The 20,309-nt window shown below is 72.9% G+C and carries 18 protein-coding genes and 1 riboswitch; of the genes, 10 read left to right on the top strand and 8 right to left on the bottom strand.

Going from position 1 to position 20,309, the window contains the following annotated elements:
- Positions 1–570: 570 nt before the first annotated feature.
- Positions 571–1,662, top strand: a complete 1,092-nt coding sequence (locus OG344_RS25795) for a hypothetical protein (RefSeq protein ID WP_405085304.1) — start codon at positions 571–573, stop codon at positions 1,660–1,662.
- A 34-nt stretch (positions 1,663–1,696) separates the two neighbouring features.
- Here OG344_RS25795 and OG344_RS25790 read toward each other — a convergent pair whose 3' ends face one another.
- Positions 1,697–3,976, bottom strand: coding sequence for an ATP-dependent RecD-like DNA helicase (locus OG344_RS25790; RefSeq protein WP_405085303.1), 2,280 nt, complete (start codon positions 3,974–3,976; stop codon positions 1,697–1,699).
- Positions 3,977–4,084: 108 nt separating this feature from the next.
- Between OG344_RS25790 and OG344_RS25785 the strand changes: the two genes are divergently transcribed.
- From OG344_RS25785 to OG344_RS25775, 3 genes are read left to right on the top strand one after another with little or no spacing between them, the layout of a single operon-like run.
- Positions 4,085–4,750, top strand: a complete 666-nt coding sequence (locus OG344_RS25785) for a helix-turn-helix domain-containing protein (protein ID WP_405085302.1) — start codon at positions 4,085–4,087, stop codon at positions 4,748–4,750.
- Positions 4,747–6,165 carry an MFS transporter gene (locus tag OG344_RS25780; protein ID WP_405085301.1) on the top strand — a complete coding sequence of 473 codons (1,419 nt, stop codon included), beginning with the start codon at positions 4,747–4,749 and terminating at the stop codon, positions 6,163–6,165. Before OG344_RS25785 ends, OG344_RS25780 begins: the two co-directional genes overlap by 4 nt.
- Positions 6,166–6,199: 34 nt before the next feature.
- On the top strand, positions 6,200–7,552 hold the full coding sequence (locus OG344_RS25775; protein WP_405085300.1) for a serine hydrolase domain-containing protein: 1,353 nt from the start codon (positions 6,200–6,202) through the stop codon (positions 7,550–7,552).
- Positions 7,553–7,561: 9 nt separating this feature from the next.
- Here the strand turns inward: OG344_RS25775 and OG344_RS25770 are convergent, their stop codons facing one another.
- From OG344_RS25770 to OG344_RS25755, 4 genes are read right to left on the bottom strand one after another with little or no spacing between them, the layout of a single operon-like run.
- Positions 7,562–8,806, bottom strand: a complete 1,245-nt coding sequence (locus OG344_RS25770; protein ID WP_405085299.1) for an ABC transporter permease — start codon at positions 8,804–8,806, stop codon at positions 7,562–7,564.
- Complete coding sequence (locus tag OG344_RS25765) at positions 8,803–9,579, bottom strand: ABC transporter ATP-binding protein (protein WP_405085298.1); 777 nt, start codon at positions 9,577–9,579, stop codon at positions 8,803–8,805. The genes OG344_RS25770 and OG344_RS25765 overlap by 4 nt, the downstream gene beginning before the upstream one ends.
- A gap of 20 nt (positions 9,580–9,599) precedes the next feature.
- Positions 9,600–10,700: an efflux RND transporter periplasmic adaptor subunit gene (locus tag OG344_RS25760; RefSeq protein WP_405085297.1), complete on the bottom strand. Its 1,101-nt coding sequence runs from the start codon at positions 10,698–10,700 to the stop codon at positions 9,600–9,602.
- The gene (locus tag OG344_RS25755; protein WP_405085296.1) at positions 10,697–11,278 is read right to left on the bottom strand and encodes a hypothetical protein; all 582 of its coding nucleotides are present in this window, start codon (positions 11,276–11,278) and stop codon (positions 10,697–10,699) included. Before OG344_RS25755 ends, OG344_RS25760 begins: the two co-directional genes overlap by 4 nt.
- Before the next feature lie 162 nt (positions 11,279–11,440).
- Between OG344_RS25755 and OG344_RS25750 the strand changes: the two genes are divergently transcribed.
- From OG344_RS25750 to OG344_RS25735, 4 genes are all read left to right on the top strand, one after another.
- Positions 11,441–12,094 (top strand): response regulator transcription factor, encoded by a 654-nt coding sequence (locus OG344_RS25750; protein WP_405085295.1) that lies wholly within the window; start codon positions 11,441–11,443, stop codon positions 12,092–12,094.
- Positions 12,091–13,323: a sensor histidine kinase gene (locus OG344_RS25745; protein ID WP_405085294.1), complete on the top strand. Its 1,233-nt coding sequence runs from the start codon at positions 12,091–12,093 to the stop codon at positions 13,321–13,323. Before OG344_RS25750 ends, OG344_RS25745 begins: the two co-directional genes overlap by 4 nt.
- Positions 13,324–13,575: 252 nt before the next feature.
- A riboswitch (cyclic di-AMP (ydaO/yuaA leader) is annotated at positions 13,576–13,710 on the top strand.
- Between the two features lie 13 nt (positions 13,711–13,723).
- On the top strand, positions 13,724–14,404 hold the full coding sequence (locus tag OG344_RS25740; RefSeq protein ID WP_405085293.1) for a CHAP domain-containing protein: 681 nt from the start codon (positions 13,724–13,726) through the stop codon (positions 14,402–14,404).
- Positions 14,405–14,482: 78 nt separating this feature from the next.
- Positions 14,483–14,701, top strand: a complete 219-nt coding sequence (locus OG344_RS25735; RefSeq protein WP_405089172.1) for an FAD-dependent monooxygenase — start codon at positions 14,483–14,485, stop codon at positions 14,699–14,701.
- Here OG344_RS25735 and OG344_RS25730 read toward each other — a convergent pair.
- A complete protein-coding gene (locus tag OG344_RS25730) occupies positions 14,683–15,780 on the bottom strand; it encodes an SRPBCC domain-containing protein (RefSeq protein WP_405085292.1) in 1,098 nt (365 codons plus the stop codon). The two genes, OG344_RS25735 and OG344_RS25730, sit on opposite strands and share 19 nt — an antisense overlap.
- Positions 15,781–15,984: 204 nt before the next feature.
- On the opposite strand from OG344_RS25730, the gene OG344_RS25725 reads away from it, so the two are divergent.
- A complete protein-coding gene (locus OG344_RS25725) occupies positions 15,985–17,055 on the top strand; it encodes an RNA polymerase subunit sigma-70 (RefSeq protein WP_405085291.1) in 1,071 nt (356 codons plus the stop codon).
- 193 nt (positions 17,056–17,248) lie between these two features.
- On the opposite strand, the gene OG344_RS25720 is transcribed toward OG344_RS25725, so the two are convergent.
- The gene (locus OG344_RS25720) at positions 17,249–17,833 is read right to left on the bottom strand and encodes a dihydrofolate reductase family protein (protein WP_405085290.1); all 585 of its coding nucleotides are present in this window, start codon (positions 17,831–17,833) and stop codon (positions 17,249–17,251) included.
- Between the two features lie 154 nt (positions 17,834–17,987).
- Positions 17,988–18,641 carry a TetR/AcrR family transcriptional regulator gene (locus OG344_RS25715; RefSeq protein ID WP_405085289.1) on the bottom strand — a complete coding sequence of 218 codons (654 nt, stop codon included), beginning with the start codon at positions 18,639–18,641 and terminating at the stop codon, positions 17,988–17,990.
- Between the two features lie 103 nt (positions 18,642–18,744).
- Here OG344_RS25715 and OG344_RS25710 point away from each other — a divergent pair, with 103 nt between their 5' ends.
- Positions 18,745–20,307, top strand: coding sequence for an FAD-dependent monooxygenase (locus OG344_RS25710; RefSeq protein ID WP_405085288.1), 1,563 nt, complete (start codon positions 18,745–18,747; stop codon positions 20,305–20,307).
- The last annotated feature ends 2 nt before the right edge of the window (positions 20,308–20,309 follow it).

The raw sequence follows: 20,309 nt of genomic DNA, 5'->3' as shown, positions 1-20,309 counted from the left end.
GCGATCGGCGTCATCGAACGACGTGCAGTGCTCAGCACAACTACTCCCCCATGAGCGCGAAGGGCACTATAAGACCTTATTCGGGGTTGCCTCTTAAGTTGGCATTTTCCCTGGCCCCGAGGTCACATTTCGGTCGCTCTTCGCTGGTCTCACCTCTGTAAACGGTAAGGCGCGGGTCAAGACTGATCAAGTGTTCGGTCAGGCGTGTCCCGGCCCGCGGGAGCCCGCGGTGCGGCGCCGGCGGCCGGCGGGCCGCGGCGCGGGAGATTCGGTGCCGCCCGATCGCACACTGGGGGCGAGCCCTTACCGCCGGAGTCCGGCGACACCCGTCCGGCCGCATTCCGGCAGGTGGATTGGGCCTTTTCACAGATCGCCACACGGGTTATCACAGAACGGAAAGGCGATAGTGAATCTTCGCCGTGACCCGCTCCACTGCTGATCGCCCGCTCCACTGCTGATCGCCCGCTCCACCCCGATCACCGCTCCATCCGAAGCAGGGCACGACGCGCCGGGACCGCCCGGCGTCGACATCTCGCTCGCCCACTGGGCACCACCCCGACGGAGGACGGCATGCGCCTGTTACGAACCGTGGTCGCACGATTACTGCTTGTCTGTGCGATGGTCGCCGCGAGCGCCACCGCCGCGGCGGGCGCCGCGAACGCGGCGGTTCCCGACGTGTGGGGATTCGCCTACGTCGACACCAGCTCCGGCGTGCCGAACCTGTCCTATCAGGCGGGCAGCTGGACGTCCGGCGCGGTCACCGTCGCCCCTGGCGTCCCCGGGGAATACTTCGTGCGGTTCCCGGGGATCGGGATCCCCAAGGGCGGGGTCGCGCACGTGACCGCGATATCGCAGGCGGCCGAGTGGTGCCAGATCGAGAAGTGGGGCCAGGTCGGCACGGACGAGATGGTGGCGGTGCGGTGCTACCGGTACGGCGGAGGCCCGGCCAAGGCGCTGTTCTCCATCGTCTTCGCGAGCAGCAGCGGCGCGCTGTTCCCGGCGTCGCAGGCGTACGGCTACGTCTTCTGGGACGGCGCCTCCATCGCCTCCGACTACAACTCCTCGCTCGCCGCGAACTCCGTCTTCCACAATGCCACCGGCGACTGGACCGTCTGGCTGCCCGGTCTCGGCTCCTCCGTGCAGGCGGGGAACATCCAGGTCACCGCGGTCGACTCAGGTCAGCCGGCGCGGTGCAAGGTGGGCGCCTGGAGCTGGGCGGCGTCCGGGCAGAAGATCCAGGTGCTGTGCCACGGCGCGACCACCACACCGCTCGACACCGGCTGGACCCTCACCTACCAGCGGGAGCGCGCCATCACCGGGGCGTTCGCGCCGCCGAAGTACTTCGCCTACACCTTCGACACCACCCCGGCCAACCCCGGGCCGTACGCGCCGCTGCCCACCGGGATCAACTTCAACTACCCGGGGGCGGTCAACACGGTGCAGTCGGCCGGGACCGGCCTGCGCCTGGTGACCTTCCCCAAGGTCGGGACGCTGCCCAACAACGTGCAGGTCACGGCGTACGGGCCGGGGCCGGCCTTCTGCAACCTGCTCACGCTGTGGACCACCTCGGGCTCGGACGTCTACGTCCGTGACGTGGTCTGCTACAACGGCACCGGGGCGCTCGGCCAGCCGTCCCTGGTGACCTACACCTCGAAGTACTGACCGAACCGGAGCACCGGCACGACCGGGGGGCGGGTCACGGCACGCGGAGGCGGTGGGTGAGCCCCGTGTGCCGGCGGCCCGCCCCCCGCGTGCGGACCGCCTGGCCGAGCGCCCGCCGCGACCCCACGACGACAACGAGCTTCTTGGCCCGGGTGATGGCGGTGTAGAGCAGGTTGCGCTGCAGCATCATCCAGGCGCTGGTGGCCAGCGGGATGACCACGGCGGGATACTCGCTGCCCTGGGAGCGGTGGATGCTGACCGCGTAGGCGTGCGCCAGCTCGTCCAGCTCGTCGAAGGAGTAGTCGACGTTCTCGTCCTCGTCGGTGAGCACGGTCAGCTTGCTCTCCTCGGGGGTGATGGCGGTGACGACGCCCACGGTGCCGTTGAACACCCCGGCCGCGCCCTTGTCGTAGTTGTTGCGGAGCTGGGTGACCTTGTCGCCGACGCGGAAGACGCGCCCGCCGTACCGGCGCTCGGGCATGCCCTCGCGGGCGGGGGTCAGCGCCTCCTGCAGGGCGATGTTGAGCGCGCCCGCCCCGGCGGCGCCGCGGTGCATCGGCGCCAGGACCTGCACGTCCCTGCGGGGGTTCAGCCCGAACTTCTTCGGGATGCGGCGGGCGACCACGTCCACGGTCAGCGCGGCGATCTCCTCGGGCTCCTCGCAGGGGAACAGGAAGAAGTCGGGGAACTCCCGCACGAGGGGGTGCTGCCCGGTGTTGACGCGGTGGGCGTTGACGACCACGCCGGACTCCTGCGCCTGGCGGAAGATCTGCGTCAGCCGCACCCGGGGGACGTCCGGGGCGGCGAGCAGGTCGCGCAGCACCTCGCCGGCGCCGACGGAGGGAAGCTGGTCGACGTCGCCGACGAACAGCAGGTGCGCGCCCGGGGCGACCGCCTTGGCCAGCTTGTTGGCCAGCAGCAGGTCGAGCATCGACGCCTCGTCCACCACCACCAGGTCGGCGTCGAGGGGGTTGTCGCGGTCGAAGGTGGCGTCCCCGCCGGGCCGCAGCTGGAGCAGCCGGTGCACGGTGGTGGCCTCGTGCCCGGTCAGCTCCGCCAGCCGCTTGGCCGCCCGGCCGGTCGGGGCGGCGAGGATGACCTTGGCGCGTTTGGCCCGCGCGAGGGTCACCACCGAGCGGACGGTGAAGCTCTTGCCGCAGCCGGGGCCGCCGGTCAGCACCGCGACCTTCTCGGTCAGCGCGAGCCGTACGGCCTGGGCCTGCTCGGGGGCGAGGTCGGCGCCGGCGCGGCCGCGCAGCCAGTCGAGGGCGGCGGGCCAGTCGACGTCCGCGAACGCCCTGAGCCGGTCGTGCGACGAGGCCAGCAGGCCGCGCAGCGTGCCGGCCAGTGACAGTTCAGCGCGATGGAAGGGCACGAGGTAGACCGCCGGGACGGTGGCGTCGCCGTCCTCGCCCGCCGCATCGCTCTTGGCGTCGCCTTTCCTGTCGCCTTCGCCGTTCCCCCGGGCCGGGATCTCCTCGCGGACCACGCCCTCCTCGGCGACCAGTTCCTCCAGGCAGGTCCCGGTCAGGGCGGCCGGCACCTCCAGGATCTTGACGGCGTCGGCCACGAGGTTGGGGGCGGGCAGGAAGCAGTGGCCGTCGTCGGCGCCCTGCGACAAGGTGTAACGCAGCCCGGCCTTGACCCGCTCGGGGCTGTCGTGGGGGATGCCGACGGCCTGGGCGATCGTGTCGGCCGTCTTGAACCCGATGCCCCACACGTCGTCGGCGAGCCGGTAGGGCTCCTTGCGGACCACCTCGACGGAGTCCTCGCCGTACTGCTTGAAGATGCGCACCGCGATGGAGGTGGACACCCCGACCCCCTGCAGGAAGATCATCACCTCTTTGATGATCTTCTGTTCCTCCCAGGCGGCGGCGATCATCTTGGTGCGCTTGGGGCCGAGCCCGGGCACCTCGACCAGCCGCTTGGGCTCCTCCTCGATCACCCGCAGGGTGTCGGTGCCGAAGTGGTCCACGATCCGCTCGGCCATCTTGGGGCCGATGCCCTTGATCAGGCCCGAGCCCAGGTAGCGCTGGATGCCCTGGATGGTCGCCGGGAGCACCGTGGTGTACGACCAGACCTCGAACTGCCTGCCGTACCTCGGGTGGGAGCCCCAGCGGCCGGTGAGCCGCAGCGACTCGCCGACCTGCGCCCCGAGCAGCGGCCCGACCACGGTCAGCAGCTCGGTGCCCGACCGCTCGGTGGCGACCCTGGCGATCGTGTACCCGGTCTCCTCGTTGGCATAGGTGATCCGCTCCAGCACGGCGTCGAGCTGGACGCCGGGCGGCCTGCCTTCGGGGCCCGCGGTGGTCATGGGTGGCATTCTCCCCCACGCCCTCCCCGGTGCGCGCCGGGCCGGACCGCCAACAGTTCTTCGCGAAGAACTCTTTGCAAAGAAGTCTTTGCGGTTTAGCGTGGGAGCATGTCCGACGCACCGTCCTCGCCCTACACCCCGGGCAACCCCGACGTGATCGTCCTGGACGCCAAGAGCCTGCGCGCCCTGGCGCATCCGGTACGCGTGCAGCTGGTCGGCCTGCTGCGCAAGCACGGCCCGTCGACCGCCACCCGGCTCGCCGAGCGGCTGGGCGTCAACTCCGGTACGGCGAGCTACCACCTGCGGCAACTGGCCGCCGCGGACTTCGTCGAGGAGGACGCCGGGCGCGGCAACGCGCGGGAGCGCTGGTGGCGCTCGGTTCACCGGTCGACGTATTTCGAGGGCATCGACCTGGTCGAGCGGGAACCCGAGGTCGCGCTGGCCTTCCTGCAGTCCGTCGCCGCCGCCCACACCCTGCGCGTGCAGCGGGCGGTGAACGAGTTCCAGACGATGCCCCGGCCGTGGCGGAGCGCCGCCGAGATGAGCGACTGGGCGCTGCGGCTCACCCCCGGGGAGGCCGTACGGCTGCGCGAGGAACTGCACGACGTCATCGCCCGATACCGCCGCGACGTCCCCGAGGAGGCGGCCGCCGCCCCGGAGGGCGCCGAGCGGGTGGGGCTGATCACCTACGTCCTGCCCGAACTGGACGCCCCCGGCGCGGACCCGGACGGCGACGCAGACGGTGGCGCAGACGGTGGCGGGGGCCCGTCGTGACGGCCGCGGCGCCCGACTCCGCGCCCGACTCCGCGGCCGACTCCGCGCCCGACTCCGCGCCCGACTCCGCGCCCGGCCCCGCGCCCGGCCAGGGCGGGTCCTCCCGGGAGGGAGGGGCGCGGGCGCTGACCGGGCTGCTCGCGGCCACGGCGGTGGCGCTGACCGGCACCCGGGTTTCGACCGTCGCGCTGCCGTGGTTCGTGCTCGTCACCACCGGCAGCGCCACCCAGACGGGCCTGGTGGCATTCTGCGAGATGACCCCCTATGTGGTGGTCAAGGCGCTGGCCGGGCCGCTGGTGGACCGGGTCGGCCCGCGCCGGATCTCCTCGAGCACCGACCTGGTCAGCGCGGCCGCCCTCGCCGCCGTACCGCTGCTGCACGGCCTCGGCCTGCTGTCCTTCCCGCTGCTGCTGGTCATGGTCGCGGTGGTCGGCGCGGCGCGCGGCCCCGGCGACCTCGCCAAGCACGTGATGGTGCCGGAGGCGGCCGAGCGCGGCCGGGTGCCGCTGGAGCGGGCCACGGGACTGTCGGGCGTGACCGAACGGCTGTCGTCGACCCTCGGCCTGCCGGCCGGCGGGATCCTGGTGGCGCTGCTGGGCCCCCTGACCGGTCTCGTCGTCAACGCGGTGTGTTTCGCGCTCGCCGCGCTGCTCGTCGCGCTGGCGCTGCCGCGGGGCATGGGACGGCCGGCCCCGCCCGGAAGCCCGGGACGTCCGCGGGAGGCGCCGCCCGGCGGAGAGCCGGGATACTGGCGGCGTCTCGGCGAGGGCTTCGTCTTCCTGCGCGGCGAACCGCTGCTGCTGGCCGTCATCGTCATGGTGGGGGTCACCAACCTGCTCGACGCGGCGCTGAACACGGTGCTCCTGCCCGTGTGGGCCGAGCGGTCCGGAAACGGTCCGGCCGCCATCGGCCTGAGCAACGGCGTGCTGGGCGCCACGGCGATCGCGGGGAGCCTGCTCGCGGCGGGCGCCGCGCACCGGCTGCCGCGCCGGGCGGTGTTCTTCACCGGGTTCCTGCTGGTCGGCGCGCCGAGGTTCCTCGTCCTCGCCGCCGACGTGCCGATGTGGGCGGTGGTCGCGGTGTTCGCCGTCGGGGGGTTCGGGTCCGGCTTCCTCAACCCGATCCTGGGCGCGATCGCGTTCGAGCGGGTGCCGCGCGCCCTGCTGGGGCGGGTCAACGGGCTGGGCGACGCGCTGGCGTGGGCCGGCATCCCCCTCGGCGGGCTGGCCGCCGGGGCGGCGGTGGCCGCCTTCGGCCTCGCCCCGGCGCTGCTGGCCGGCGGCGCGGCCTACTTCCTGACCACCAACCTGGCCGGGCTGCGGCCCGAGTGGCGCGAGATGGACCGCACGCGCGGGCGTGGTTTCCGGCCGGTGGCCTGCGCCGATGCGGAGGCCGCGGGAGCGGCGGAGCGCTAGCCTGGTGCGGATCACGGAGCGGGAGGGGTGGGGCATGGTTTCCGAAGGGACGGCCCGCGCGCTGCTGGCGAAGCTGGCGGCCGAGCAGGCGGAGTCACGGGTGCCGTCGCTGGTGGCGGCGATCGTGCGGGGCGGCGAGGTCGCCTGGTTCGGTGGGCGCGGCCGGGTCGGCGACGTGCCGCCCACGCCGGACACCCAGTATCGGATCGGCTCCATCACCAAGACGTTCGTCGCGACGGCCGTCATGCGGTTGCGTGACGAGGGCCGGCTCGACCTGCTCGACCCCCTCGGCAAGCACGTGCCGGGCACCCCGCTGGGCGACGTGACGGTCGCGCAGCTGCTGTCGCACACCGGAGGGCTGACCGCGGAGTCGCCCGGCCAGTGGTGGGAGCGCACGCCGGGGACGCCGCCGGCCGACCTGCTCGCCGCGCTCGGCCCGGAGACCGCGCGGCACCGGCCCGGCCGCCGCTACCACTACTCCAACCTCGGGTACGCCCTGCTCGGCGAGCTGGTCACGCGCAAGCGGTCGGCGCCGTGGGAGCAGGTGGTGCGTGCGGAGATCCTGCTGCCGCTCGGCATGCGCGACACGACCCCCCGGCCGAGGCCGCCGCACGCGACCGGATACGCCGTGCACCCGTGGGCCGATGTGCTGCTGCCCGAGCCGGAGAACGACCACGGCGCCATGGCCCCGGCCGGGCAGATGTGGTCCACCCCCGCCGACCTGGCCCGCTGGGCGGCGTTCGTCGCCGGCGACACCGGCGAGGTGCTGCGCCCGGCCACGCTGGCCGAGATGCGCGAACCGGCCACGGTGGAGGACGGCGACGCCTGGACCCGCGGATACGGCCTGGGCTTCCAGGTCGCCCGGCACACCGGGCCCGGCGGGCCGCGGCGGCTGGCCGGGCACACCGGGTCGATGCCCGGGTTCCTGGCCACGGTGTGGGCCGACCCCGCCGACGGCGTGGCGGTGCTGTGGATGGCCAACACCACCTCCGGGGTATGCCCCCTCGACACCGCGCTGCTGGACATCCTGGCCGAGCACGAGCCGCCGCTGCCCGCCGAGTGGCGGCCGTCGCCGGTGGACGAGGACCTGCTGGAGCTGACCGGGCCGTGGTACTGGGGGCCGGCGCCGTACGTGCTGCGGGTCCTGCCGCGGCGGGGCCTGTCGCTCGGCCCGGTCAACGGGCGGGGCCGGGCGTCCCGGTTCGTGCCCGGCGAGGACGGCACCTGGGTCGGGCTCGACGGCTACTACGCCGGGGAGACGCTGCGGGTGGTCCGCTCCCCCGGCGGCGTCACGCACCTCGACCTCAACACCTTCGTGTTCACCCGTGAGCCGTACGACCCGGCGGCCCCGGTGCCGGGCGGGGTCGACCCGGACGGCTGGCGGTAGCCCGGCCGGTCAGGTGGCCGACAGCGCGGCCGTCGGCGGCAGCCGGGCGGCGCGCATCGCCGGGTAGAGACCGGCGATCGTGCCGATGACCAGCGCGGCGCCGGCCGCGCCCGCGAACGCCCAGGGCGGCACCACCGGCGGCCAGCCGCGCGCCAGCGCGTACGCGGCGGTCGCCAGGCCGCCGAGCACGGTCCCGGCCAGCCCGCCGAGGGCCGACAGCAGCAGCGACTCGGTGAGGAACTGCAGGCGCACCTGCCCGCGGGTGGCGCCGAGCGAGCGGCGCAGGCCGATCTCCCGGCGCCGCTCCAGCACCGAGATGACCATGGTGTTGGCGACGCCGACCCCGCCGACGAGCAACGCGACCGCGCCGAGGCCCACCAGCAGGCCGGTGAACGCGCTCGCGGCGGCGGCCCGGGCGGCGAGCGCGTCGGAGGGCCTGCTCACCGTGACCTCCTCCGGGTTCTCCGGGTTGACCGTGCGCGGCAGCACGGCCCGTACGGCCTCCACCGACTCCTCCGGCGACCGCTCGTAGATCGTCGTCGGGTGGCCGTCGAAGCCCAGGTAGCCGGTGGCGGCGGGGAAGCCGACGAGCGCCGAGCGTTCGATCTCGGGGGCGAGCGGCATCGCGCCGAGGATGCCGACGACGGTGAACCACCGCTCGCCCATCCACACCTGTACGCCGGTCCGGGTGACGCCGAGGCGTTCTGCGGCCTTGGCGCCGAGCACGACGGCGGGCCGCGTCTCGGTGGCGGCGTTCAGCCAGGCGCCCGCGGTCACCCGGCCCTCCAGGGTGGCGAGCAGGCCGGACGTGGCGGCCTGGACGGCGATGCCGCCGGTCACCGCCTCGGGGATGCGGTTCGTGCGCCGGATCGTCGCGCCGACCACCCCGGTCGCCGACGCCGTACGGACCGGTCCTATGCGCCGGACCATGCGCAGCGCCTCCTCCGGCAGCTTCGCCTGCTCGCCGAACAGCGTGCGGCCGGGCGAGACGGTCAGCAGGTTGGTGCCGAGCCGGTCGAGGCGGCGCAGCAGTTCCTCGCGGGAGGAGGCCGAGACGCCCAGCACGGCGATCATGGTCGCGATGCCGATGGCGATGCCGAGCGCGGACAGGATCACGCGGGCGGGGCGGGTGCGGAGCCCGGCCATGCCGGTCCGCAGGACGTCGGACGGCCCGAGCCGGGCCGGGACGAGCCGCCCGCCGGTCGTCCCGCGGGTCGGCCGGGCGGTCGTCTCGGGGATCGCCTCGGGGGTCATCGTGGCGCTCCCTTCGCCGTCGCGGGGACGGGCCCGGGCGGGCGGCGGCCCGCTCCCGGGCCGTCGTCGCCGGCGATCCGCCCGTCGCGGACGCGCACCTGGCGCGGGCACCACGCCGCGATCTCCGCGTCGTGGGTGATGACCAGGATCGTGGTGCCGGCGGCGTGCAGGTCGCGCAGGACGGCCAGCACCTCGGTCCCGGCCGCCGAGTCGAGGTTGCCCGTCGGCTCGTCGGCGAGCAGCAGCGGCGGGTCGCCCGCCACCGCGCGGGCCACGGCCACGCGCTGCTGCTCGCCGCCCGACAGCTGGTGGGGCCGGTGGTCGAGACGGTGGCCGAGGCCCACCCGTTCCAGCGCCGCGGCGGCCTTCTCGCGCCGGGCCCGTGGCGGGACGCCCGTGTAGAGGAGCCCGTCGGCGACGTTGTCCAGCGCGGCCACCCCGGGGGCGAGGTGGAACTGCTGGAAGACGAACCCCAGGTGGCGGGCGCGCAGCGCGGACAGCTCGCGATCCGACAGCCCCGGAACGTCGTGCCCGGCGATCCGCACGGTGCCGGTGGTGGGCCGGTCGAGGGTGCCGATCAGGTGGAGCATGGTCGACTTTCCCGACCCGGACGGCCCGGCGACGGCCACCAGCTCGCCCTGCTCGACGAGCAGGTCCACCCCGCGCAGCGCCCGCACGCCGCCGTAGGTCCGGGTCACCTCGCGCAGTTCCACGACGTACGGCCCGCCGGCGTGGGCGGGCTCGTCCGGGGGCTGGTTCACTGGCTGGTTCATGGGCCGGTTCATGGGGCGGTTCATGGGGCGGGCACCTCGACCTCCATGCCCTCGGCGAGCCCGGCGCCGGTGATCTCGACCATGCCGCCGCCGAAGGCGCCGGTCTCCACCGGCACGATCCGGGTCGCGGCGCCCTCGGCCACCTCCACGCCGAAGCCGCCCTCGCGCAGCGCGAGCAGCGCCTCCACCGGCACGGCCAGCACGTCGCGGCGGCGTTCGCTGACCAGCTCCACCTGCACGGGCGCCTTGTCGAGCGGTGTTTTCGGGGTCTTTGCCAGCGTGATGTCCACGTCGACGGTGCTGTCCTCGTCCTGCCCCTCTCCCCGCGAGGCCGTCTTGGCGACCGTGCCGACCGAGGTCACCCTGCCCCTGACACGTTCGCCGCCGGGCAGCTCCACCGTGACCTTGGCGCCCTTCCGCACCAGCGCCTGGTCGCTCGTGGACAGGTCGACGTGGACGAGGCGGCGCAGGCCCGACACGACCAGGGCCGGTCGCCCGGGGCCGGTTCTGGCGCCGACCTCGGCCCTGGCGTCGGTCACCCGGGCGGCGGCGGGCAGGAACACCACCTGGGAGGCGTCCACCCGCCCGGTCCGCGGCAGGCCGGCGTCGTCCTGCCACTGCCTGACGGCGAGGTGGGTGGCGTAGCTGAAATGGTCGTCCACCGTCAGGTCGCCGCCGTAGCCGAGGACCTTGAGGTTGCGTTCGAGCTGCTCGACGTCCGGCCCGTCGGCGACGCCCTGCCGGAGCGTGCGGTAGAGCGGCAGCGTGCCGTACATCAGCACGACCGGACGGCGGGCGACCCGCAGCAGCGGGCGGCCCCGGCGGACGACCGCTCCCTCGGCGGGCACCCAGGTCACGACGCCCCGGGCGTCGGTGACGATCCGCCGCTCCCCGGAGTAGGTGAGCGAGCCCTCCACGGTCTTGGTGTCGACCAGGTCCTGCCGGGTGATCGGGGTGGTGGCCGGGACCGCCGGCGTGGAGGGCCCGGCCGCGCCGTCGCCTCCACCCGTGCCTGCGCCCGGCCTGCCACCGGGGCCGCCGCCCGTCACGGCGACGGCAGTTCCCGCGGCGGCCAGCGCCAGGACGCCCGCTCCGGCGAGGACCAGGGCCCGGCGCGTCACGGCCGCTCCCCCGGCGCGAACTCCTCGCACGCTTTGTGCGCCGTCTCCAGCGTCTTCTCCTGGCCCGGCTTGACCTTGACGAGGAGCCCTTCGCCGGGCTTGGGGTCGGGCATGTCCACGCCGTGTTCGCGCATGCACTGGGCGAACTTCAGCATCCGGTCGCGTTCCCGGGGGTCGCCCGCGCCCGCCCGGTCGCCGACGGCGTTCTTCATGAAATGCTCGCAGGCCCGCATGGCCTCACGGGTCGTCGCCTCCTCCCCCTTCCGGCCGGTGATCCGGACGCGGCCGTCGGCGTCGGGGTCGGGCATGTCCACGCCGTGTTCGCGCATGCACTGGGCGAACTTCAGCTGGGCCTCGCGCAGGTCGGTGCTCGCCGAGGCGGACGGCGTGGCCGCGGCCGTGGTCCTGGCTGTGGACGCGGCGGCGATTCCGTCGCCGTCAGAGGCGCCGTCCGAGGTTCCGTCCGGTGCGTCGCCGCAGGCGGCGGCCGTCGCGAGAGCCGTCGCCAGGGCGAGGCACAGCCCCGCTTGTACGGATCGAAAGCGCAGGGGTCGTGAGCGCGTCGCTCGCAGGCGCATGGTCGTTCCTCCTTCCCCGGGGCCTTCGCCCGGGACGGGGCCCAACTCCAGCGCAGCCGGTGCTAAGCACGGATAAGGAGGAGCCGCCGGTGATCCGGGAGGCTTCGCTTATCCGCGCCTAACACCGCGTGCGTCACTGTCGGTGCCGAGCGGGAGGCGAGGATGCGGGTGCTGGTGGTCGAGGACGAGGAACAACTGGCCGACGCCGTCGCCCGCGGGCTGCGGCTGCACGCGATCGCGGTCGACGTGGCCTACGACGGCCGGGAGGCGCTGGAGCTGGCCTCCTACGTCGGCTACGACGTGGTGGTGCTCGACCGCGACCTGCCCGACGTCCACGGCGACGAGGTGTGCCGGGAGCTGGTCACGGCGAGCGGCGCGAGCCGGATCCTCATGCTGACCGCGGCGGGGCGGGTGCGGGACCGGGTCGGCGGCCTGGCCCTGGGCGCCGACGACTACCTGGTCAAGCCGTTCGTGTTCGCCGAGCTGGTGGCGCGGGTCCGGGCGCTGGCCCGGCGCGCCCCCCGGGCCGCGCCGGCGGTGCTGGAGCGCGCCGGGATCCGGCTCGACCCGGCCCGCCGTACGGTGGCCCGGGACGGGCGGCAGGTGGCGCTGGGCCGCCGCGAGTTCGACGTGCTGCGGGAGCTGATGCGCGCCGGCGGCGGCCTGGTCAGCTCGGCGCGGCTGCGCGCGAGTGTGTGGGACGAGCACGCCTGCGCCGACACGGGCGTGCTGCGCGTCACTATCGCCTCGCTGCGCAGGAAGCTGGGCGACCCCCCGGTGATCGAGAACGTCCCGGGCCGGGGATACCGCCTGTGACCCGGCGCCTGCTGGTGTGGCGCAGGCTGGGGCTGCGGGCGCGGCTCACCCTGCTCTACGGCGGGCTGTTCTTCGTCGCGGGCTCGGTGCTGTTGTGGTTCACCCACCTGCTGACCGCCCGTGCGCTGAACCAGCGGTTCGTCGTGGCGGTGGAGAAGGTGGCCGACCGCGGGCGCCCAGAGCCCCTTGTTTCAGGCGGCGCCCTGCCCGCTCAGACCCCGCCCGCTGAGACCCTGTCCGCTCAGACCCTGCCGGGCGGCGCGCTCGGCGCCGACGGGATCGCGCGGCGCGTGCGCACCGACGTCGAGCAGGGCGCCGCCGACGTGCTGGACGAGGTGCTCCGGTCGTCGCTGATCGTGATGATCCTGGTCGGGGTGGTCGCGGTGGTGCTGGGATACCTGGTGGCCGACCGCGCGCTGCGCCCGCTCGACCGGGTGACCGAGACCGCGCAGCGGCTGTCGGAGAGCACCCTGCACGAGCGGATCGCCCTGCGCGGCCCGCAGGACGAGGTCAAGCGGCTGGCCGACACCTTCGACGCGATGCTCGACCGGCTGCACCGGGTCTTCGACGCCCAGCGCCGTTTCATCGCCAGCGCCTCCCACGAACTGCGCACCCCGCTGGCGGTCAACCGCACGGTGCTGGAGGTGTCGCTGGAGGAGCCCGCGGCGTCGGAGGACCTCAAGGCGCTGGCGCGGGCGCTGCTGGGCGCCACCGCCCGGTACGAGCGGCTGATCGACGGGTTGCTCATGCTGGCGCAGTCGGAACAGGAGATCACCGTCCGCAGGCCGGTGGACCTGCGGCAGGTCGTCCGTACGGCGATGGAGCAGATCGGCCCGCAGCCGCGCCGCGGGAAGGTCACGGTCCACGAGGACCTGCACCCGGCGGTCGCGCACGGCGACCCGCTCTTCCTGGAACGCTGCCTGGTCAACCTGCTGGAGAACGCCGTCAAGTACAACGTGCGGGACGGGGAGGTCTGGGTCCGCCTGCGCGAGGACGACGCCGGGGCGTGCCTGACGGTGGAGAACACCGGGCCGCCGGTGCCGCCGTACGAGGTCGGCGACCTGTTCGAGCCCTTCCGGCGGCACGGCGGCGACCGGATCCGGTCGGCCCGCGGCGCCGGGCTCGGCCTGTCCATCGTCCGCGCCATCGCGGTCGCGCACGGCGGCACGGCCGACGCCCGGGCCCGGCCGGAGGGCGGCCTGACGGTCACCGTACGTCTGCCCAGGTGAGCGAGGTGCGTTCGCTCTGAGCGAACAGGGGTGTGAACGCAGGGAAGGAGGGGAGCGCGGCATCCCCGGTGGGGCGGGCGAACCCGCCCTCTGCGCCCGCTCGGCTGACATCTCGCCAGGTAAAACCCGTCTTGTCATCACTTGACCGGTTTGGGCTTGTCTATTACTTTTTGAGCAACTCGGGGCGTACTTGCTCATCTCAGTGGTCAAGAAAGCCCACCTCACACCGACGCGGCCGGCCGATCCCGGCCTGCCGCCCGGCCGCCTAATCCGCGTGAGCGGAACCGGGGACCCAACCTCTTCCTGGGGTGAATCGGCATACCTGCCGTAGGGCGACTTCCAGCCCGAACCCGTCAGCTAACCCGGTCGGTGGCATGGAAGCAAAGGGAGTCCGCCCATCATGCACGCCCTCACGACCTGTCTGCGCACGGCCCTGGCCGGCGGAGTCCTCGCCTCGGCCGTGGCGATCACCCCGCCCGCCGCACAGGCGGCGGACAACCCGGTCTCCGGAAAGGCCCCGGCCGCCGCGGCCGCGGCGGCGCCGTCCCTGACCGACATCGCCGCCCGGCTGCCCAAGGTCGGCCCTCAGGACGTCATCAAGCTGGCCGCGAGCCAGGTCGGCATCAGCGAGAACGCCGCCGGCGGTGGGACCAAGTTCCAGGAGTGGTACATGACCAGCCCGCGTGCCCTGGAGACCCTGGCGCGGGACGGCGGGGCGCTGGGGGACTACGAGAACGCCCCCTGGTGCGACATGTTCGTCTCCTGGGTCGGCCAGCGGCTCGGCATCCAGCCGGTGATGGGCGCCGACGCCTACACCGTGGAGCACGCCCGCTGGTTCGCCGAGCACGGCCGCTGGGGCCGTACGCCCAAGCCCGGGGCCGTGGTGTTCTTCAGCTGGAGCGGCAGCAAGGCCATCGGCGACATCAAGCACGTCGGCTTCGTCGTCAAGGACAACGGTGACGGCACCATCCGCACCGTTGAGGGCAACACCGGTAACGGGGCCGTCGAGGCCCGCACCCGCCCCGCCTGGCAGGTCGCCGGGTACGGCTACCCGGTCTACCCCGCCGAACTCGCCTCCTGACGGCCCCGCCCCGGGGATCGCGGAACACGTTCCCGATCCCCGGCCCGGCTCCGAGGACGCGAGCCCCACGATCGAGTCCTGCCCGCCTACACCAGCGGCCGGATCGCCCTGCTCGGCGACGCCGCCCACGCCATGAGCCCCGATCGCGGTCAGGGCGCCGGCCAGTCGATCGAAGACGCGGTCGTCCTGGCCGCCGGCACTTCCGTGCCCGTCGCGCCTCGCGCCGCGCACGCTCGGTCCCCTGTGGGACTGGACACCCCCGGCCCTGCGCCCTTCCCTCACTTGATCACACGGTAGGTCAGGTGCTCGGCGGCCGGGGTGGACACGGAGCCGAGCGGCTCCAGCCGCAGGGACCCGGGCATGCCCTCGGGGAACAGCGACGTGCCGCCGCCGAGGATGAGGGGGGCGAGGTGGATCCGGAGGACGTCCACCTCGCCGGCGCGCAGGAACTGGTCCGCGATCACGCCGCCTCCCATGATCACGACTTCTTTGCCGCCGGCGGCGGCGCGCGCCTTCTCCACGGCGCTGCCGAGGCCGTCGGTGACGAAGTGGAACCGTTCGCCCAGCCGCACCTTCCCGGGCCGCGCGTGGGTGACGACTAAGACGGGCGGGGCGGCGATCTGGTCCTGGTCGTGGCCGTAGCCCACCTCGTCGTTCCATCCCTTGGGCCCGTCGACGACGTCGAAGGTGCGCCGGCCCATGATGACCGCTCCGGTGTCGGTGAAGGACTTCCGGAGGATCTCCGCGTCGCGCGGCGTCCGCTCGTCCTTCACCCAGGCGTGCAGGATCTCCCCGCCCACCCCCAGCCCATGCTCGGGGCAGGCGCCCGGCGCGGTGACGTACCCGTCCAGCGACATCGTGATGTCCAGGACGACCGGCCCGGTCTCCGGGCGGTCCTCGCCCTGGTCGTGGGCCAGTTCGCCGAGGCGGTCCATCGAGTCGACGACGCCGCGTTCCATCCCGCCGGCGATCATGGCGTCCCGTGCCTCGACGGTCGGGAACACCGAACGGGTCCACAGCCGGGTACGTCCGCCGAGATCCTCGAACGTCGCCGAATCGAGGCTGACGACACCGGGCGTGCCCTCGTACTCGAAAGTCTGGATGATCCGCTCGCCCGGGCTGACGGTGTGGAAGACGCCGTGGAAGACGTGCTCGTCGCCCTCGGTGTCGCGGTGCACGTAGCGGTACGTCCCGCCCGGGCGCGCGTCGTACTCGACCAGGCGCATCTCGACGTCCCGCGGGCCGAGCCAGCGGGTGACCAGCTCGGGGTCGGTGTACGCGCGGAAGAGCCGCGCGGGCGGCGCGTCGAAGTCGCGGACGACCTCGATGAACGGGCTGCCGGGCTGGGCCGTGATGGTGGTCGGGTTCTCGATCATGATTTCTGCTCCCCTGTCTCGCCAAGTACGTCGTCGAGGCGCCGGAACTGCCCCTCGTGGGTCAGCCGGTAGGTGTCTATCCAGCTCGTCAGCTCCTCGAGCGCCGCCGGGTTCAGACGGCACGGACGGCTTCACCGATCGGAAATCCTCCGCCACGTCGTCGGTTCTGGTAGCCCCTCGCCATCCGCGGAAGGATTGACGACCATGACCGACGCCAGACCGCCAGCCGACGACGAGGCCGCGTTCATCGCGGCGGCCCGCTCGAACGACGCGGCACAGTTCGCGCTCGTCACGGAGCGCTACCGGCGTGAGCTGCAGGTGCACTGCTACCGGATGCTCGCGAACTACGAGGACGCCCAGGACATGACGCAGGAGACGTTCCTGCGGGCATGGAACAAGCGGGAGTCGTTCAAGGGCCATGCCGCGCTGCGGACCTGGCTGTACCGGATCGCGACGAACGCCTGCCTCGACTTCCTGGAGAAGCGCAACGACCGCACACCCGTGCCTGCCGGACTGCCGGGCGCGGGCTCGGAAGTGCGCTACCTGCAGCCCTACCCGGACCGGATGCTCCCGGAGGACCCGCAGGAATCGGTGGTGGCTCGGGAGACGATCGAGCTGGCGTTCATCGTCGCCGTCCAGCACCTGCCGCCGCGGCAGCGGGCGGTGTTCATCCTGCGCGATGTCCTCGGCTGGCCGGCGTCGAAGGCCGCCGACGCCCTCGAGCTGACCGTCGCATCGGTGACCAGCGCACTGCAGCGGGCGCGCGTGACGATGCGCGAGCAGCTGCCCGACCGCCGCCTCGACTGGCGGAGCCCTGCCACGCACGAGCTGTCGGATGACGAGCGCGGCGTGGTGAAGTCGTATATGGACGCCCATGAGCGCAACGACCTCGACGGGCTGACGGCCCTGCTGCGCGACGACCTGCGCTTCGCGATGCTGCCCGGCACTCTGATCGTCACGGCCAGGGACGCGGTGGACGGCTGGGTCTCCGGCGGGCTCTTCCAGCGCGGCCACGACGACTGGCGCTGCATCCCCACGACGGTCAACCGCATGCCTGCCGCCGTGCTGTACCTCCGCACCCCCGACGACCCGGAATACCGGCTGTTCAACATCGCGGTCCTGCACATCGTCGACGGGAAGCTCGCCGAGCTCACCGGATTCGACGCGACCGGCAAACCATGGCTGGGCCTGCCCCCGACACTGCCGTCAGGCAAAGGCCCCATCGTCGATGAGTCCAGCGCACGGGTCGCCGTCGCCGAAGCCACCGCCGAATGAGCACCCCGGCCGGCTGAGCACCAACGCGGCGACGCGAACACCACCGCCCCGCCGGCGTTGCCGGCGGGGCATCTGCATACCCCGAAGATCATCGTCACGATCGACGACGACGTCGCCCTCATCGCCGAGGGTCACGGTGAGCACGCCAGAAGGATTTCGACCTGGCCTCACGCGCCGAGCATTCGGCCCGTGCTCATCGCCTCGCTTCATATCGGGTCAGCACCACGCCACCGGGAAATGTCCGCGTCTCGACCAGGTTCAGGTGCACCCAGCTGTCCAGCGCGGTGAAGAACGGCGTGCCGCCGCCCACCAGGACCGGCACGGTGACCAGCGCGTACTCGTCGATCAGCCCGGCCCGCATGGCCGCCCCGGCGAGCGTCGCGCCGCCGATGCCCATCGGGCCGCCGTCCCCGGCCTTGAGCCGGGTGATCTCGGCGACCGCGTCGCCGGTGACCAGGCGGGTGTTCCAGTCGACCTTGTCGATCGTCGACGAGAACACCACCTTCGGCGTGTCCCGCCAGTTCCGCGCGTATTCGATCTCCGCCGGGGTGGCGTCGGGCCGCTGGTCGCCGGTCGGCCAGTAGGAGCTCATCGCCTCCCACAGCTTGCGCCCGTACAGAAACATCTCGTTCGCCCGCTCCCGGTCGAGCCACCACTGGAACAGCTCGGCGCTCGGCGATGAGTCCGGTCCCTCACCCCCACTCCAGCCGATGTCGTCGCCGGTCGCGGCGATGTAGCCGTCCAGGGTCACGTTCATGGCGAAGATCAGTTTCCGCATCGTGCCAGCCTCCCGTGAGTCGATCTCACACGTACAGACGGGCGCGGCGCGGAAACCTAATCGGTGCTCAATCTGCGTCCGCGGGTAGTCCTCGCGTTACGGACTCAGCGCGGCGTACTCGGCGGGCTCGAGCACCACCGGCCGGATCTCGATTTCACCGATGCCGGTGGCGGAGTGCTCGTTGCTCCGCGGCGTCGAGTGCGGGTGTGAGGGGTGCGAGCGCGGCGCGCAGGAGGTCCGGCAGCGAGCCGGACGGCACGACGAGCCCGCCGGCCGTGAAGGACGAGACAGTCGTCTGCAGCCACTGCTCGATCGCCACGCGGACCGCGGCGGTCACGCTCGCCGCGAGCACCCGTGCGGTGTGCGGGTCGCCATCGCCGAGACGCTCGGCGATGGCCTCGGTGAGGGGACGTTCGATCGCGGTGGTGGTGTCGATGAACGCGTCACGCAGCGCGGGGCGGGTGGTGACCAGCAGCAGCGCCTCCTGGCCGGGTGCGTCCGAGGCGGTGTACTGATCCACGATGGCCTCGACAACGGCGTCGGAGAGGCCGACGCCGTCGGGCCGGTCGATCACCGCCGCCGCGACTCGTGCCTCTCGTTCGCCGGCCACGGCGGCGACGATCGCCTGTTCGCGGCTGGAGAAGTAGTTGTTGTACGTCCTCGGTGAGACGCCGGCGGCCTCGGCGATGTCATCGACGCGCACGTTGTCCGGTCCGCGCTCAAGAGCCAGCCGCAGGGCCGCCGCGCGCAACGCCTCTCGGGTGGCCTGCTTCTTCTGCTCGCGCAACCCCGTCCGTCTCGTCGCCACCGTCTCAGCATAGCTTAGTTGCGCGCACGCAAATTTGCGCGCACGCAACTTTGTACTAGCCTGACTTCCTCCTGTCCTTTTCGTACGAACCAAGGAGAAGCACGTGATCCCAGATGTCGTCGTCGCCGGTGGTGGCCCGAACGGGCTGATGCTGGCCTGCGAACTGAGCCTGGCAGGGGCCCGGCCGGTCGTGCTGGAGCGGCTGATCGAGCCCAGCGAAGAACCGAAGGCGAACGGATTGCTCGGCCAGGTCGTGAGAGTGCTCGACCACCGGGGACTGCACGAACGTCTCAGTGGTAGCCCACACCCTCCGCGGCCGAACTCCGGATACTTCATGTTCGGCGCGATCGGCCTGGACCTGAGCCTGCTGCGGGACAGCCCCGTCCATACCCTGCCGGTGCCGCAGCGACGCATCGTGCAGGTCCTGCAGGAGCGCGCCGTCGAACTGGGCGTGGAGATCCGCCGGGGACACGAGCTCGCCGGCCTGTCACAGGACGACGACGGGGTGACCATCGACGTCGCGGGCCCGGGCGGGACCTACCAGTTGCGGGCCCGGTACCTCGTCGGCGCGGATGGAGCCCACAGCACCACGCGCAAGCTCTCCGGCGTCGCATTCCCCGGCGTCACCTACGACCGGATGACTGTGCTCTCAGCGCACGCGACGGTCCCGGCGGAATGCGTCGATCCCGCGACCGGTGCGCTGAACGTGCCCGGCCATGGCGCCGTTCTTCCGTTCCTGCCCCACCGCACCGAACACGGCGGGTTCTCCTACGCGCCGTTACCTGGCCACCCACCGCTGATCAGCACCACCGAGTGGGACACGCCCGCGACCGACGCTCCGATGAGCCTGAAGGAGCTGCGGGAGAGCATCCGCCGCGTGCTCGGCGTCGACGTGCCGCTCGATCCGCCCGACGGCGCGGGGCCGCACGTGCTGCGCCGGCTGACCGGCGGCAACACCCGGATCGCCGAACGGTTCGCCGACGGCCGGGTGTTCCTGATCGGTGACGCCGCGCACGTGTACGCCGCCACGGGAGGCGGTCCGGGGCTCAACCTCGGCCTGCAGGACGCGGTCAATCTCGGCTGGAAACTCGCTGCCGAGATCCGCGGAAGCGCCCCGGCCGGGCTGCTGGACAGCTACGAGACAGAGCGGCGATCGGCCGCCGAGCGCATGGTGCTGAACGCGCAGGCGCAATCGGCCTTGATAGCCCCCGGCAGCGATGTCACCGGACTGCGCAAGGTGTTCACCGAACTGCTCAGCGACCGAAGCGCCGTACAGCGCCTGGCCGAGCTCCTCGCCGGCGCCGACGTCCGCTACGACATGGGCGAACCCGAGGCGCACCCGTTGACCGGCCGGTTCGCCCCGGACATGGACCTGGACACCTCGGGCGGACCGGTCCGCCTGGCCGAGCTGACCAGAAACGCGCGCCCTCTGCTGCTCGACCTGACCGAAGAGGCATCGCTGGCAGACACACCCGCCCTGCGGCACGACCAGATCGATGTCGTCACGGCGCGCTCCCGCATCCCCACCCCCACCGCCCTGCTCCTTCGACCGGACGGCTATGTGGCCTGGGCATCCGCGTCGCCCCGGCCCGGCCCCACGGAGATCGAAGCACTCCGGACAGCCATGCAGCGGTGGTTCGGAGTCAGCGGACCCGCCCACACCTGAGG

The organism is Microbispora sp. NBC_01389 (assembly GCF_045040095.1).
Lineage (GTDB): Bacteria > Actinomycetota > Actinomycetes > Streptosporangiales > Streptosporangiaceae > Microbispora.
This window is presented reverse-complemented; position numbering and strand designations above follow the sequence as displayed.